General features: G+C 60.1%; 14 protein-coding genes. 7 read left to right on the plus strand and 7 right to left on the minus strand.

Going from position 1 to position 14,538, the window contains the following annotated elements; translation table 11 throughout:
• Positions 1-6: 6 nt before the first annotated feature.
• Positions 7-1,032, plus strand: coding sequence for a Gfo/Idh/MocA family oxidoreductase (locus PWG15_RS35350; RefSeq protein ID WP_275027531.1), 1,026 nt, complete (start codon positions 7-9; stop codon positions 1,030-1,032).
• A gap of 87 nt (positions 1,033-1,119) precedes the next feature.
• A complete protein-coding gene (locus PWG15_RS35355) occupies positions 1,120-1,398 on the plus strand; it encodes a MurR/RpiR family transcriptional regulator (protein ID WP_275027533.1) in 279 nt (92 codons plus the stop codon).
• A gap of 145 nt (positions 1,399-1,543) precedes the next feature.
• Here PWG15_RS35355 and PWG15_RS35360 read toward each other — a convergent pair whose 3' ends face one another.
• The gene (locus PWG15_RS35360; protein ID WP_275027534.1) at positions 1,544-1,888 is read right to left on the minus strand and encodes a helix-turn-helix domain-containing protein; all 345 of its coding nucleotides are present in this window, start codon (positions 1,886-1,888) and stop codon (positions 1,544-1,546) included.
• An 81-nt stretch (positions 1,889-1,969) separates the two neighbouring features.
• On the opposite strand from PWG15_RS35360, the gene PWG15_RS35365 reads away from it, so the two are divergent.
• A complete protein-coding gene (locus PWG15_RS35365) occupies positions 1,970-2,860 on the plus strand; it encodes a LysR family transcriptional regulator (RefSeq protein WP_275027537.1) in 891 nt (296 codons plus the stop codon).
• 44 nt (positions 2,861-2,904) lie between these two features.
• Here PWG15_RS35365 and PWG15_RS35370 read toward each other — a convergent pair whose 3' ends face one another.
• The 6 genes from PWG15_RS35370 to PWG15_RS35395 form a co-directional block, all read right to left on the minus strand.
• Positions 2,905-3,108, minus strand: a complete 204-nt coding sequence (locus PWG15_RS35370; protein ID WP_275027539.1) for a cold-shock protein — start codon at positions 3,106-3,108, stop codon at positions 2,905-2,907.
• A gap of 464 nt (positions 3,109-3,572) precedes the next feature.
• A complete protein-coding gene (gene hisD / locus PWG15_RS35375; RefSeq protein WP_275027540.1) occupies positions 3,573-4,898 on the minus strand; it encodes a histidinol dehydrogenase in 1,326 nt (441 codons plus the stop codon).
• A 114-nt stretch (positions 4,899-5,012) separates the two neighbouring features.
• Positions 5,013-5,789, minus strand: coding sequence for an ABC transporter ATP-binding protein (locus PWG15_RS35380; RefSeq protein ID WP_275027542.1), 777 nt, complete (start codon positions 5,787-5,789; stop codon positions 5,013-5,015).
• The gene (locus tag PWG15_RS35385) at positions 5,789-6,592 is read right to left on the minus strand and encodes an ABC transporter permease (RefSeq protein ID WP_275027543.1); all 804 of its coding nucleotides are present in this window, start codon (positions 6,590-6,592) and stop codon (positions 5,789-5,791) included. The genes PWG15_RS35380 and PWG15_RS35385 overlap by 1 nt, the downstream gene beginning before the upstream one ends.
• Positions 6,593-6,782: 190 nt before the next feature.
• A complete protein-coding gene (locus PWG15_RS35390; RefSeq protein ID WP_275027544.1) occupies positions 6,783-7,775 on the minus strand; it encodes an ABC transporter substrate-binding protein in 993 nt (330 codons plus the stop codon).
• A gap of 72 nt (positions 7,776-7,847) precedes the next feature.
• A complete protein-coding gene (locus tag PWG15_RS35395) occupies positions 7,848-9,854 on the minus strand; it encodes a N,N-dimethylformamidase beta subunit family domain-containing protein (RefSeq protein ID WP_275027545.1) in 2,007 nt (668 codons plus the stop codon).
• 177 nt (positions 9,855-10,031) lie between these two features.
• Here PWG15_RS35395 and PWG15_RS35400 point away from each other — a divergent pair, with 177 nt between their 5' ends.
• From PWG15_RS35400 to PWG15_RS35415, 4 genes are all read left to right on the plus strand, one after another.
• A complete protein-coding gene (locus PWG15_RS35400) occupies positions 10,032-10,877 on the plus strand; it encodes a helix-turn-helix transcriptional regulator (protein ID WP_275027546.1) in 846 nt (281 codons plus the stop codon).
• Positions 10,878-11,178: 301 nt separating this feature from the next.
• A complete protein-coding gene (gene glmS, locus PWG15_RS35405; protein WP_275027547.1) occupies positions 11,179-11,643 on the plus strand; it encodes a methylaspartate mutase subunit S in 465 nt (154 codons plus the stop codon).
• On the plus strand, positions 11,640-13,043 hold the full coding sequence (locus PWG15_RS35410; protein WP_275027548.1) for a glutamate mutase L: 1,404 nt from the start codon (positions 11,640-11,642) through the stop codon (positions 13,041-13,043). Before glmS ends, PWG15_RS35410 begins: the two co-directional genes overlap by 4 nt.
• Complete coding sequence (locus PWG15_RS35415; protein ID WP_275027549.1) at positions 13,040-14,521, plus strand: methylaspartate mutase subunit E; 1,482 nt, start codon at positions 13,040-13,042, stop codon at positions 14,519-14,521. Before PWG15_RS35410 ends, PWG15_RS35415 begins: the two co-directional genes overlap by 4 nt.
• Positions 14,522-14,538 lie beyond the last annotated feature (17 nt).

Raw genomic sequence — 14,538 nt, forward strand, 5'->3', positions numbered from 1 at the left:
CGCGGCATGCGTATCGGATTGGTCGGATATGGAACGGGCGGGCGACATTTCCACGCCCCCTTCATTGCCGCTGCACGTGGCGTCGAGCTGGCGGGCGTGGTGGCGCGCGCTCCGGAAACGATTGCCGGGGTACGGACGGATCTACCGGATGTTCCTATCTATCTGAGCCTTTCGGCGATGATCAAAGCCGGCGGGATCGATGCGGTGACGGTCACCACGCCACCGCAGACGCGCCGGGAACTCGTCCTCGAAGCCATTGACGCCGGACTTCACGTCGTCGCCGATAAGCCCTTTGCACCCAGTGCCGAGGCTGGCCGGGAGCTCGATCTTGCCGCAAAGCGAAGGGGCATCGTCCTCGGCGTGTTCCACAATCGGCGCTTGGATGCTGATGTTCTCACGCTTCGCAAGGTGCTGCTATCCGGTCGGCTCGGGCGCCTCTGGCGTATCCACTCTCGAATGGATCTCGACGATCCCCATACGCTGGAGGCTGGACCGACCGGCGGTCTGCTTCGGGACCTCGGCAGTCATCTGGTCGACCAGATGCTCTGGCTCCTCGGCCCGGCTCAATCGGTCACAGCTCATTGGGACCTCGTCGAGCGGGCGGAGGGCCAGACCGATGCAAGCTTCGTCCTGGCGATCGCGCATGCCTCCGGCGTTCATTCGCACCTTTCGGCTAGCAAGCTCAACCGCCTTGCCGTCCGAGAGTTTCGAGCTTACGGCGCAGAGGGAAGCTATGTTTCTTCCGGAACGGACGTGCAGGCGCAGGCAATCTTCGCCGGGAAGCGCCCGGCCGACGACCTCGAAGCCTGGGGATACGAGGCCCCTGACCTTTGGGGAACCCTCAGAACGGCCGAGGTCTCGGAGCGCATCCCGTCCGAACAAGGCCGGTATCACGACTACTATGAAGCTTTCGCCCGGGCGGTCGCGACGAACGGGCCGGCGCCCGTGACGGCCGAAGAGGCGATCGCGGCTCTTGCAGTACTCGATGCGGCAAGGCAGAGCGCAGCCGAGGGGCGCACTGTCCATATCTGACCTCCTACCTGAGCCATGACGGCCACAACGGGACGTTACCGCGATCTTTCTGGCGGTGCTCAACCGATTCTCAAAAAGGGGGCGCGAATGCGGTTCTCGGACCTAAAGATTAATCAGAGCGTAGATGATCTGAAACGGAAAATTGTCTCTGGCAGGATCGCAGTGCGTGGCGCTCAGGGGACGGTTTTGGGGATGCTCTTGGCCCGTCCCGATCTCGTTGCGTTTGGAACGGTGCAGTCTGTCGCCAGCGAATGCGGAGTCTCTGGGACCACGATCGTTCGGGTTGCATGCAAGGTCGGCTATTCCAACTTCAGAGAAATGAAGATTGCTTTTCAGAAGCACATTGTTGAGACCCGCAAAGGGTAGGCGACAACACGTGCTCACTTTGTGGGCGCGAGCCGCCAAACCCGCGCTAGGCGGATAACTTGTCCAGGCTCACAGCTAGCACAAAACTTGCGCGCGACCGACGAAAGGAACTCCGCAGAACGCATAAAATATCGATCGGAACTGGCTATGCGGGTTGTTTCGGGTGCGACGATGCTAATGCTTCGATCATCAGGGCAATTCGCTGTAGGTCCTCGCTTTTCAAAGCCTTGAGCGCGACAGCGATGCGGTCTTGGAATTGCTCTTCGACGGTGCGGACCTTGCTCTCGGTAGTATTCACTCCCAGTAGCTCGTCGACGCTGATACCTAAGACGTCGGCTATGCGGACCAAAGTGGAAAGGTCCGGTTCGCGCGCTCCGCTGACGTAGTTTCCATAGCGCCGGTCGCTCAGGCCGGCGCGGCGAGCCACTTCCGCGTTCGAAATTCCAAGCTGTTCAGCGCGGCGACGTAGGTTCAGGGCAAAGGTATCCATGCCCACATTTTGTTCATGACAAACCACACGGGTCTATGTACGATACGTGGTGTAATACACCAACAAAACGTGGTAGTTGCCATGGAACTCCGCCAACTTTCCTACTTCGTTGCGGTCGCTGAGGAACTGCATTTCAACCGTGCGGCTGCGCGGATGTGCATTGCCCAGCCGGCGCTGAGCGCGCATATCCAGGCGCTGGAGAAGGAGCTGGGGGTGCGGCTGCTCGAACGGTCGACGCGGCGGGTAGAACTGACGCGGGCAGGGGAGGCGTTCTACGATCGAGCCGTCCGGATCATTGGCGACGTCGGGCTCTCTATGGACGTGGCGCGATCGGTTGCGGGCAAGGCGGCGCGCACGATCAAGATCGGAACCGTCTATCCGGCGACCATTGGCGTGCTGCCGGCGTTCCTGGCTCGTATTGGCCGGAAGTTTCCGGACGTTACCCTGCATGTGACAAGCGGCTCGACCAGCGACATCATACGGTCAATCGAGAACGGCCAGATCAATCTCGGCTTCATCCGCCCGGTCGAAAACATCGGCTCCTTGCGCTTCTTCTCGATCGCACATGAGCGCTACCTGCTGGCGGTCGAAAAGAGGAGCCCGCTCGCACTTCGAAGCGAGGTCGACATCGAGGACCTTCGCTTAGAGAAGATCATCGCCTTTTCACGTCAGAACCTTTCCTATTCCGAACGCTATTTCTCCGAGATGTTCGAGACCCATGGGCTGACCGGCAACATCGCCTACAGCTGCGATGACACTTTCTCGTTGGTATCGCTGGTCTCGGCCGGCCTTGGCATCGGCTTTGCGCCGGAATGGATGAAGGACTTGCCGAACCGGAACTTCGAGCTCAGACCCGTGCGCGGTGTCGATCTGAAGATCGGGCTTGGGGTTGCTTGGAACAAAGACGATCCGACGGCGTCGCGCGACGACATCATTGACATTGCCCGATCGCTGGCGCGGCCGGGCAGATAAGGGGAATTCAATGACGCGAACTCCCGAGGTGTGGAATGTGACGTTCAGGCTGACCTGACGTTTTCGGCCTTCGATTTTCCGGTCTTGCGGTCCTGACCAAGCTCATAGCTGACCTTTTGACCGTCGCGCAGTGACGTCGCGCCTTGAAGCGCCGACACATGGACAAAGACGTCCGTTCCACCGTCGTCGGGCGTGATAAAACCAAAACCCTTGTCCTGGTTGAAAAACTTAACGGTACCGGTGGCCATGATCATCCTCGTCGGCAGAGTGGTTGCGTTTCGCGATTCGAGCTTACCCAGCGCCGGTCCTTACAGCAATCGCGCATGGCGTGCACTGTGGTTCGCGGACCTAGGGGGCGGCTGACGCTGCCCCCTTCGCCCCTTCGAGTACCTGCCGCTCAGCTTCCTTCACTCCATGACGTTGCGTTCCGTGCAGCCGGTTCCCCGCGCAGTCGCTTGCAGCCCAATCCCCCGCTGGTTCGCCCGAGTTCGGAAGCAGGAGCGAAGGGCTCCCGCTTCGCGAGATCAAGGGAAAGGGGCAAGGGCATGGCCAAGCAACAAGCAATCTCAACGATCAGTGGCATCTATGAACGCATCACCCAGCGCATTGTCGGGCAGCTCGAGGCCGAGATCTGACCGTGGATGCTGCCATGGGCGCCACGGGCCCATACGTCCGGCGGCCCATTTATGCGGAACGAACCGCCGGCCGAATGTCAGCGGATAGCGGCAAGCCGCAGCGACGAAACCGAATTGGCGTGACCAACGAATCCCTCGTAGCGGCCGAGCCTTTCGGCATGCGGCGCGAACCGACTATACGCATCCTGCGACATGGAGGCGATCGATGTGCGCTTCAGGAAGTCGAATACGGCGAGCGGGGATGCGGTTTTGGCGGCGCCGCCAGTCGGCAGCACATGGCTCGGGCCAAGGACGAAATTGGCGATGCCTATGGCGGAATGCGGCCCGAGCAGGATCTCGCCGGCATGACGGATTTGCGGCAGGTATTGCCAGGCGTTTTCGGCGAGCACGGCCAGATGCTCAGCAGCATAGTCGTTGATAAAGGCGAAGGCCTCTTCTTCACTGGGGGCGACAACGATGCCGCCTTTGCGGCCGGTCAGCACGGTACGCGAGAAGTCGGCGCGATTGGGCGTCATTCTTGCCCAGTGATCGGGAATGCGTTGGGCCACTTCCTCCGCGAAGATCTCGTTCGACGTTACGAGAAAGACCGATGAGTCGGGGCCGTGCTCGGACTCGACGCACAGATCCATCGCGACCAGGTCGGCAGAAACCGTCGCATCGGAATAGATGAGCAGTTCACTTGGGCCCGCGGGGCTACCGGGGTCGATTACCGACGAGAGGAGTTTTTTGGCGGCGACCACCCACGGACTTCCCGGGCCGACAACCTTCGAGCATCTGGGTACGGTCTCCGTTCCGTAGGCCACCGCGGCAATGCCTTGTGCGCCGCCACATTTGAACACCGCCTCGACGCCTGCGATTTCGGCGGCGACCAACGTGGCCGGATCCACCGTGCCGTCCGGGCCCGGCGGGGTGATTACAACGACTTTTTTTACACCTGCCACCTTTGCCGGGATTGCCGTCATCAGCACAGAGCTTGGAAACGAGCCTTTACCGCGTGGGACGTAACAGGCGACCGAATCGATCGGTGTCCAGCGATCGCCGACGATCACACCCTGGTGTGTCTCGTGCAGAGACAGGGTGTCGGGAAGTTGCTTCTCGTGGAAATGCCGGATGTTGTCGGCGGCAAAGTGGAGCGTCTCGATCAGATCCGGATCGACCAGCGACCGAGCTGTGGCGAACTCCTGTGGTGTTGCCCTGATGTCCTTTGGCGACAGGTTCGCCTTGTCCAGCGTACGGGCAAAATCGGCAAGGGCTTCATCGCCTCTTACGCGTACGTCTTCGATGATCGGAACGACGCGGTCGGTGAAGGCGGTGATGTCGCTCTCGGCGCGCTGCAAGAGGTCGTTGCGCTGGTCCGGTGTCAGCTCTGACAGCCGATACATCGAGATCTTGGGGGTGGACATGACAGGCTCCTTGGAATTTGAGGGTAAGCGCCAGCGCCTCAAGAATCCCTGAGTGAAGTTCGCCAGCAATGTCGTTTGGGTCAGGGACGCCGGCTTAGCCGCCGGCAACCCTTGTCAGTGATCGCGCATTTCGGACCGGATGCTGCCGAGGACGTCCGCCTGAAGGGCTGCAAACTCGGCGAGCCGATGCGTTTCCGGGCTTCTCGGGCGTGGAAGGGGCACATCGAAGATCTTCTTGATACGCCCGGGGTTGGAGGCCATCACGAAGATTCGGTCCGACAGGAAGACGGCTTCCTCCACGTCGTGCGTCACGAAGATGACCGTCAATTTCTCACGTTCCCAGACGCTGGTCAGCAATTCCTGCATCTGCACGCGCGTCAGGGCGTCCAGGGCCCCGAAGGGTTCGTCCATCAAAAGGAGCTTCGGCTTGTAGGAGAGCGCACGGGCGATTGCCACCCGCTGTTTCATCCCGCCGGAAAGCTGGGCCGGATAGCGGTCGGCGAAGGCTTCGAGACCGACCAGCTTCAATTGTGCCATGGCCATGTCGCCGGTTTCCGATCGCGGATGGCCGGTCGCCTCGAGCGCGAACTCGACGTTCTTCTTCGCCGTCAGCCATGGCAGCAGCGTGTAGCTCTGGAACACCACCCCGCGGTCAGCACCGGGTCCGAGAATGTCCGTGCCATCGACCTTCAATTCGCCCTCGTCGTGCGTTTGCAGGCCGGCGATGATGGAGAGCAGCGTGCTCTTGCCGCAACCCGACGCGCCAACAAGCGAGATGAATTCGTTCTCCTGGATGGCCAAGGAGACATTGTCGAGAACCGTCAGGCGTTCCTTCTTGGAGCGGCTGGAGGCAAAGGTTTTCGTGAGGTCACGAATGAGAAGCTTTTCCATCAGTGTTTCCCCTCGTAGCGGAACATGCGCTTGCCGAGAAATTTCATGACCTGGTCGCTGATCAGCCCGAGGATGCCGAGCACCACGATGTAGCCGATGGCCGTGTCTGTCTGAAAATAGCGCTGCGCCACGGTGATGCGGTAGCCGAGGCCACTGTTGGCAGCGACAAGTTCCGCAAGGACGACCCATGTCCAGGCCCAGCCGAGCGATACTCTGAGCGTGTCCCAGATCTGAGGCGCGGCGGAGGGCAGGATGATCCTGGTGACAATCTTGAAGTCACTCAGGCCCACGGTTCTCCCAAATCCGATGAAATCCGGCGGTACGCGCTTGATGTTGTCCATGAACATCAGTGCCTGCTGAAAGAAGGTGCCGATCCAGATGATCAGGAATTTCTGGGTGTCGGACGTCCCGGTCCAGAGGATCGTCAGCGGAACGAAGGCGACGACGGGCATGTAGCGGATGAAGTCGAGAAACGGTTCGATCGCGGCGTCCCAGAACCTGTAGTTGCCGATGAGTACGCCTACGGCGAGTGCCGTGACCGACGCGGCGATGAAGCCGACACCGATGCGGTAGACGCTGCTTGCGACGTCGCCGGCGAGCGTGCCATCTGCGGCGAGGCTCCAGAGCCGGGCGACGATGGCGCCTGGCGAGGGGAGGAAGATCGGCCGTATGAGCCCGGCCTCCGCGATGCCCCACCAGAGCGCGAAGAAGATTGCAAACGAACATAGCGAGATGGTCGCATAGGTGGCGGGTGAGATCTCAGCCTGCATGCTGAGAATGGACTTCTTTCTTGGCTTGGCCATGGATAGCCGCGCTCCTGTCGTTTCTACTTTCAGGCAACATTTGCCTAGGGGTTATCGTGGCGATCGGGCGACTGCGCGCCGCAAAACGCGGCAAGCCCGTAGGCTCGCGGCGACCTGTCTTGCGTATCAGAAACTTGGCCATCCGCCCGGCGAAGAAGCTCTGCCGGCGGCGCCGCCAGAGCTTTCGTCATCAGAGCGAGGAAAGGGCTGTCGTATCGATCGCGTCCTTGGCTTCGAAAGACTTGGTGATGAGGCCGAGGTCCGTGCTGGCGACATTGACGGCAGGGAAGGTTTTCGTTGCGAAATCCCCGGTCAGAAGTGCCTTGTTCTCTGCAAGCGTGTAGTAGTGAACACCTGCGAATGTCGTGCCAAGTTCGCTTGCATCGGAGCCAACACCCTTGGCGATGATCGCCTGGCATTCTGCCGGGTTCTTGTTGTAGGCGTCCACTGCGTCCCCCCAGCTCTTTACCATTGCACGGACCTGGCCGGGTCGACCTTTGAGCGTTTCCTCTGTCACGACGAAGCAGTCGCTAATGAGGCCGGGGCTTTCAGCGGCCGTGTAGAGGAGCGAGAGGCCGGGATCGGCCTTGAGCGCGGCCGAGATGTAAGGCTCGTAGGTAACCATGGCGTCAGCCGAGCCCGAAAGGACTGCGGCCGCGGCCTGCGCCGCCGGCGTGTTGATTGTGGTGATGTCGTTCAGCGTCAGACCTGCCTTCTTCAGCGCGTCAGCAATAAGTAGGTGGCTTGTCGAGCCTTGCTCATAGGCAATGGACTTGCCCTTGAGATCTGTAATGCTGGCGATGCTCTTGGGGCTGACGACGGCATCGGCCGTCGAGCTGAAATCTTCGAGAAGCACGATTTTGTAGTGGGCGCCCTGCTGCAAGTGCTGGAGCACGTTGTGCGTTGCGGCGTTCGTTGCCTGGACTTCGCCGCTGGCAAGGATCGCAAGATCCGCCGCATCGTCCACATAGGGCACGAACTCGACGCCTTCGAGCCCATTGGCCGCGAAGATGCCTTTCTCCTGGGCCACGTACCACATGCCATAGCCGATCCATGGCTGGATCGACATCTTGAAGATGCCGGGTTCGACGGTAGCGGCGGCAAAGGCCTTCGAAGAGATGACGTAGGGTGCGGCGACGGCGCCGCCCATCAGCATCATGAGGTTGCGTCGGGAGATGTTCATTCTTTCGTTCCCTTTTATGTTGGCTGTTGCTTGAACCCGGCCGGAGCGCCAATTCTCGGGCCGTGCGTGGGGCTATTTGCCGAATCCCGCGGCAAGATTTTTCATGATTTGTCCGACGGCGTTCTGAGGGCCCGGGCCCGGCAGTGCACCGAGCCAGGCCACCGAACCGGTGCAGAATACGTGGCCGCCTCCCTTGTGACGATAGATCGTCATGTCGGCGCGGCGAAGGGTTTTGCGTTCGACGTCGCCATCGGCGAGCCAGACGTCGGGGCGAACCTGGAAACTGTCATCGAAACCATCGGCCGTCGCGAGGACTACGAGGTTCGGCGGCGTCTCCTGCGAACGGACTACCGCGTCGACTTCATATCCCGCTGCGCCTCCCAGCACCGTCCCGTCGTCTCCGATCGGTTCGTCGCCAATGCCTTCGAACAGCCAGGCGTAGCGGGGGTCGTGACTGCCCTCAAGCCGCCGGTAAGGACGGGAAGCTCCGAAGCTCATGATGAGGTAGGTAACGCCCAGATAGGATTGCGGGTTCGTGAGGCCGCGGTCCTCCCAGGCGCCTCCGGGTTCGCCGGTCATCGACATGTGGGCTTCCCCCGGGCGACCGCTCCAGATGTCGCTCTTTACGCGCCTGAGTTCCATCGTTTCACCTTCATAGGCGACAACCCAGTAGAACCCGTTCCCGCCGAGATAGGCGAGGTTACCGCCTGCATCGAGGTATTGGCGTATCGCAGCCATCATGGGCGTCGACCAATATTCCGGATGGCTTCCCGTCAGGACCGCTCCATAAGGCGCAACCGCGTCCAATCCCTCTTCATGCAGGTCTCTGTCGGTGATGATGTCGATCGCGATGCCTTCTCTTGCGTAGAACTTGAGCAGTTGCAGATCGACGGGCAAAAGGTGTGGGCTATTGGAAAGCGGGTAGTGATAGTCGTCGCGCACGGTTGCCTTCGGGCGCCGCGCCGATGTCAGGCTGACGCCGCTCAAGTCGCTGTGCACGTCGTAGAGGCACAGGAAATCATTATCGATGGCGAACCGGTGCCCACGATCGGTACCGTGCCACGGGTAGCGAACAGGGGGCAGGCGCTCGTCGGCATAGGCAAGATAGGTCGAGGTTGAAACGAGGAAGGTGAGTTTTGCCGCTGGCCGGCTTGGCCTGACAAAGAACGGTAGCCGTTCGACGCCCTGCCGGGTGGAGATCTCGACCGCAAAAACGCCGGAGCGTGCCTCCACAGGAATGGTTACAGTGAGATCGGCGGTCCAGTCGAAGCCACCGAAATCGTCATCGTGGAGATGGATCGCATCGAACTGCGATGGATCGAGCCTCGGGTCATGGATCTCAGAGGTGAACCGGCGCGAGGCGACGGCGAAGGTCGGCATGTTATGGATAGTCAGGGCACGATCGGCGTCTTCGATGGAGCCAAGTTTACCGATCGGGCCGCGGGCCGGAAACTGCCAATGGTGTTCCTGCCCATCGACGAGAAGTCCGATGCGGCCGACACGGGCGTTCAGTGTTTTTTCCTTGTGGGAACCATCGGACCCGATTGCCGCGGGGCCTGTGCCTTCGCCGCGCGGCACCACGATACGGGCAAGGGTCTGTCCATCCCCGGCAAAAAGCGTTGCCTCGATCTCGTTGCCGAGGGTGCGCAGGCTGAGTTCGTACCAGCATTCGTTGGAAACTGCCGTAAACGGATGGCTGCTTTTATCCGTGTGAATGCTGAGTGCGCCAGCTTCGCCCAGCCATACCGATGCTTCCGCGAAACGGCAGACTGGCTTTTTACCGTGATTTTGCGTGAACAGTACCTCGAACCGCAGTTCTGCCGCCGCTTGGGAAACCGGCATTGCCGGCAGCTCGATCCATGAACCGAGATCGTAGTCGCGAACGGCAAAACCGTCACAATGCTTCCGGATCTGCCAAGCCATGACTTCGTGCTCGTCGCGATCAATAGAAACAATCCGTATCGCCGCCTCGGCATCGACGCAGGAGACGTGGACATTCGCTTCTGCGCCGGCTCTCACCGACCACGGCTCGACAAACCCGACAGCGGGCATGGCTGAATGGTTCAGCGTTCGTCTCATGGCGTTACCCCTTGGATGGTTAGCACTTTTAGCCGTGCCTTTTTGCGGATTGGGGCTCATGGCCGGCTCTTCGACAAAACCAGGACGCATGAATTGCATCCGGACCTTCCATCAGAGCTTGGCGTCCATAACCCTTCCGTCTATGGTTTTGGACAATAAACTATCCTTGAGAGGGGCATGTATACCCCGGTGGGGGTACAGGACATGAAAAACTCCCTTCTGAACGCTCTTGCCGCGACGCTCGAAGCCGTCGGCTCGGACGACTTCTATCCGGCGATGTGCGAGTACCTGCGGCAGTGCCTGGAATTCGACAATGTGATTGCAATCGTCTTCGTGGGAACGAATGTCCCACACGTCGCCTATTCCAAGGCCTACGGCTCCGATGTCTTTCGCTATGTCGCTGAGCAATATCTCTCGGGTGCGTATCTGCTCGACCCAATTTACCACTTCCATCTGAAGCGGGGAGAGGAGGGCCTCTACAGGCTTCTGGATGTCGCGCCCGATCAGTTCCGCAGCAGCCGCTATTACAAATGGTACTACGGTCGGATCGGCATTTCCGACGAGATATCAGTCTTTCTGCCCATCAGCGCGAACGCCACCATTACCATATCCATGGGCAAGGATGGATTGTCGGGCACCTCGTTTTCGCAAAAGGCCGAAGATCACCTGAGGCAACACCAGCGCGTGATCCTTGCAACATTGAAGGCGCATTGGGCTGCATTGGGTGCGCCGGCGATCCAGATCGCGCAGGTGACATCGATTACAGAGAGCTTGCGCGATGAGGTGCACAGGCATCACAACATCAGCCTGAGTCCTCGGCAAGCAGAGGTTGCCCTGCTGATCCTGCAGGGACATTCCTCGCCGTCGGTTGCTCTTCAACTTGGTCTGAGTCCACAGACGGTGAAAGTCTTCCGCAAGCAGCTCTACCAAAGATGTGGCATTTCCTCCCAGGCAGAATTGTTCTCTCTGATGATGCCACTCCTTCGGGGAGCTAACGCTCCTAAAATCCCAGCTTCTCGTTAGCGGGCATCCGCCTTCGGTGGGCCTGGGAAGTGCGAGCTCGCGCAACCGCGCGGATTTGAGACCAGCTTACGGTCATGGTTCTCGCATACGCCAATCAAGACACTGATCGCTGCCGGGTTCCGACCGCGCTCTCGTGCTGCCGTGCTTCCAAGCGACATCGCGGCGGGTAAAGCCGATTGGTAAGTAGAAGTTATTTTATGATGCAAAAGGATAATTAATATTGACTTTATTGCATTGATGCCTGAAAAGGCGAGCCTTCGCACGAGATGTCGCGACTGATGGCAGCCTAGAGGGGGTAGCATTGGAAACTAAATTCAGGGTCGTGTTGGGAGTAATCGGTGCGGACTGCCATGCAGTCGGGAACAAGATCATCAAAAGCGTGCTTGAGCCGCTTGGCATAGACGTCATCAATCTTGGCGTGATGGTGAGCCAGGACGAATTCATCGACGCTGCGATTGAGACGAACGCCGACGCGATCCTCGTTTCATCGATCTACGGACACGGCGAAATCGACTGTGTCGGTTTTCGTGGGCGTTGCGTCGAGCGAGGGCTTGAAGACATCATTCTCTACGTCGGAGGAAACCTTGTCATCGGCAAGGTCGACTTCGAGGACGTCGAAAAGCTCTTCAAGAACATGGGCTTTGACCGGGTGTTTCCGCCGTCGGTTGATCTCGAAGAGGTCGCCAAACTTCTCAAGGCTGACATCGTCAAGCAGGCCGCCATTCGTGCGGAGGCGGACTTCCTCGAGGTTCGGCTTGCGGGATGACCATCGTCTCGATTGACATCGGTTCGACCTGGACAAAGGGCGCGGCCTTCAGCCTCAGTTCCGACGGCACCCTTGCACTACTCAACCGGGCCAGCCATCCGACGACGGTGCACGATCTCTCCGAGGGCTTTAGCCGTGTTCTAGGCGGGCTGGTCGGACACGATGACGAGTTTGAACTGTTCTACTCGTCGTCGGCCAAGGGCGGGCTGGCAGTTGCGGCGGTCGGTCTCGTCCCCGAACTCACAAGCGAGATGGCCAAGATGACCGCTTGCTCGTCGGGCGCGAAAGTAACGCAAACTTTTGCTTATGAATTGAGCGATGATGATGTTTCGTCGCTTATGCTGTCTGCTCCGGACATCATTCTTCTGACGGGCGGGTCGGACGGCGGCAATTCTTTCTATCCGGTGCGGAATGCTGGGCGGATCGCCGGAGCCGATCTGGCTGCGGCGATCGTGTTTGCGGGCAACAGGAGCGCGAAGGATGCAGTCGCTCGTATCCTTCAGGGAAAGCATCTGGTTTGTACGGAAAACGTTTTGCCGGCGTTGGACAGCCCGAACCCTGAGCCTGCCCGGGCAGCCATCAGGGACATCTTCCTCACCCGGATTACATCGGGAAAGGGCCTGGACCGCATCGTCGCGGACACCGGTCGGGAACCTTGTCCCACGCCCTACGCACTCTACGAGTTCTGCCAATCGTTGGCTGCCCATGCGCCGGAGCTCGGAGAATTCCTGCTCGTCGACATGGGCGGCGCGACGACCGACGTCTATTCGGTCCACAATCAGGCCCCGACGCCAGGCACCGTCCATCGCGGATTGCCGGAGCCGAGACTGAAGCGGTCTGTGGAGGGTGACCTCGGAATGCGCGTGTCGGCAATCACGGCCGCAGAGGCGGCCCGTGAAGCGCTGGGTTCTGTCGAATGCGCGATTTCGGACCTGGCGTCCTATGCGGCCAAAGTAAAAGCTGCACCAGAGCATCTTGCGGGCTCTGTGGAGGAGCAGCATTTCGACGAGTTGCTTGCCGGGATCAACGTGGCAACTTCCGTCATGCGTCATGTTGGTCGCGCCCATGAGGTGGCAACGGCCGACGGTGTCGTAACGGTGCAGACCGGGCGCGACCTTTCCTCCGTGAGAACCATCATCGGTACCGGTGGCTATCTCTCCCATACCAGAGAATTCTCGCCCGCCATTTGGCTCTCCCAAATCGGCGTCGACAGGCACGGCAAGCGGGTCCTTTCCCCGAGGTGCGAGCGGTATCTGCGCGATCCCATGAACATTTTGCCGCTTCTCGCCAATGTCTCGCGTGGATTTCCAGGCGCTGCGGCGAGGGCGGCGGTCAACCTCCTGACACCCAACCAACCGTCGAAACCACCGCTAACTACGAAGGTTTTGCTAGCGCAATGAGTGACACGTCTACGTTCGAACTGTCCGACAAGAAACTCGACCGGTCGCAGTATGCCCGAGACCGGGATGCCGTCCTGATTACCTGGCACACAGGGAGGGACGTCGACTTTTCCCGTGGTCTCGCGCGCCATAGGGAAATGCCAGATTCCAAGAAGTTTTCAGTCGCGCTCGCTCAAGCCTCGAAGGAACACCGGACCCTGCTTCAACCGCGCGCCGGGGTCGCGTTGCTTCGCGAGCACGTCCAACTCTTGAACGATCTCACACCCTACTGTGACGTCCTTCCCACCACTGTCGACGCCTATACCCGTCACAACCGATACGAAGAGGCCGAAAAGGGCATTGAGCGGTCGCGGGCCGCAGGCAAATCCCTGTTGAACGGCTTCCCACCGGTCAACCATGGGGTCGGCGGATGCGAGCGGCTCGTCGACAGTGTCACGAAGCCTATTCAGGTTCGCCATGGCACCCCCGACGCCCGGCTCATGGCCGAAATCACCCTGGCAGCGGGTTTCTCGAGCTACGAGGGCGGTGGAATTTCCTACAACGTTCCGTATTCGAAGAACGTGCCGCTCGCGCGATCCATTCGGCATTGGCAATATTGTGATCGGTTGGTTGGCCTCTACGAAGAAGAAGGCGTGAGGATCAACCGTGAACCCTTCGGGCCACTGACCGGGACGCTCGTCCCGCCGTTCGTCTCGCATACCGTTGCGATCCTGGAGGGTCTGCTGGCGCTGCAGCAGGGCGTCAAATGCATCACGCTGGGCTATGGTCAGGCGGGGAACCTCGCCCAGGACATCGCCGCCATGCGCTCCCTCAGGAAGCTCGCGAACCATTATTTTTCGATGTTCGGCTTCGAGGATTTCGCGCTGTCGACCGTCTTCCATCAGTGGATGGGCGGCTTTCCGCAGGACGAGGCCAAAGCCTATTCTGTGATCGCACTGGGGGCGGCAGCCGCGAAGTTCGGCGGTGCCACCAAGATCATCGTCAAAACCCCACACGAGGCGAGCGGTGTTCCAACCATGGAAGCCAACCGCGCAGGCCTCCAGGCCACCGAGCAGATGATCAATATGATCGGCGACCAAGGGTTTCTGGCGACCGAGGAGATCGACCAGGAAATGGCGCTCATCGAGCGCGAGGTTCATGCCGTGATGGACCGGGTGATCCTGCTGGGACAGGGGAATCTGGCGAAAGGTGCTGTCCTGGCGTTCGAGGCGGGCGTCATCGACATTCCGTTCGCGCCGGCAAGCGTCAACGCGGGCCTCATGACACCCGTCAGAGACAACAACGGTGCGATCCGCGTCTTCGACCGCGGGAACATCCCGCTGCCCGACGACGTCGTTGCCCTGCACAGAGACAAGATCTCAGAGCGTGCGGCCGCTGAAGGCCGACCCGCGTCCTTCACGATGGTCGTCGACGACGTCCGTGCAATCTCCGCAAGCAAGCTGGTCGGTCGACCCAAGACCGTCGCGCCGTCGCTGTAAGCGTTCCGACCAAGAGG

The organism is Ensifer adhaerens (assembly GCF_028993555.1).
In the GTDB taxonomy this organism is placed as follows: domain Bacteria; phylum Pseudomonadota; class Alphaproteobacteria; order Rhizobiales; family Rhizobiaceae; genus Ensifer; species Ensifer adhaerens_I.

Coding starts and splice junctions, on each gene's coding strand:
- PWG15_RS35350 (WP_275027531.1), top strand. CDS start 7: ATGCGTATCGGATTGGTCGGATATGGAACGGGCGGGCGACATTTCCAC.
- PWG15_RS35355 (WP_275027533.1), top strand. CDS start 1,120: ATGCGGTTCTCGGACCTAAAGATTAATCAGAGCGTAGATGATCTGAAA.
- PWG15_RS35360 (WP_275027534.1), bottom strand. CDS start 1,888: ATGGATACCTTTGCCCTGAACCTACGTCGCCGCGCTGAACAGCTTGGA.
- PWG15_RS35365 (WP_275027537.1), top strand. CDS start 1,970: ATGGAACTCCGCCAACTTTCCTACTTCGTTGCGGTCGCTGAGGAACTG.
- PWG15_RS35370 (WP_275027539.1), bottom strand. CDS start 3,108: ATGGCCACCGGTACCGTTAAGTTTTTCAACCAGGACAAGGGTTTTGGT.
- hisD (WP_275027540.1), bottom strand. CDS start 4,898: ATGTCCACCCCCAAGATCTCGATGTATCGGCTGTCAGAGCTGACACCG.
- PWG15_RS35380 (WP_275027542.1), bottom strand. CDS start 5,789: ATGGAAAAGCTTCTCATTCGTGACCTCACGAAAACCTTTGCCTCCAGC.
- PWG15_RS35385 (WP_275027543.1), bottom strand. CDS start 6,592: ATGGCCAAGCCAAGAAAGAAGTCCATTCTCAGCATGCAGGCTGAGATC.
- PWG15_RS35390 (WP_275027544.1), bottom strand. CDS start 7,775: ATGAACATCTCCCGACGCAACCTCATGATGCTGATGGGCGGCGCCGTC.
- PWG15_RS35395 (WP_275027545.1), bottom strand. CDS start 9,854: ATGAGACGAACGCTGAACCATTCAGCCATGCCCGCTGTCGGGTTTGTC.
- PWG15_RS35400 (WP_275027546.1), top strand. CDS start 10,032: ATGTATACCCCGGTGGGGGTACAGGACATGAAAAACTCCCTTCTGAAC.
- PWG15_RS35410 (WP_275027548.1), top strand. CDS start 11,640: ATGACCATCGTCTCGATTGACATCGGTTCGACCTGGACAAAGGGCGCG.
- PWG15_RS35415 (WP_275027549.1), top strand. CDS start 13,040: ATGAGTGACACGTCTACGTTCGAACTGTCCGACAAGAAACTCGACCGG.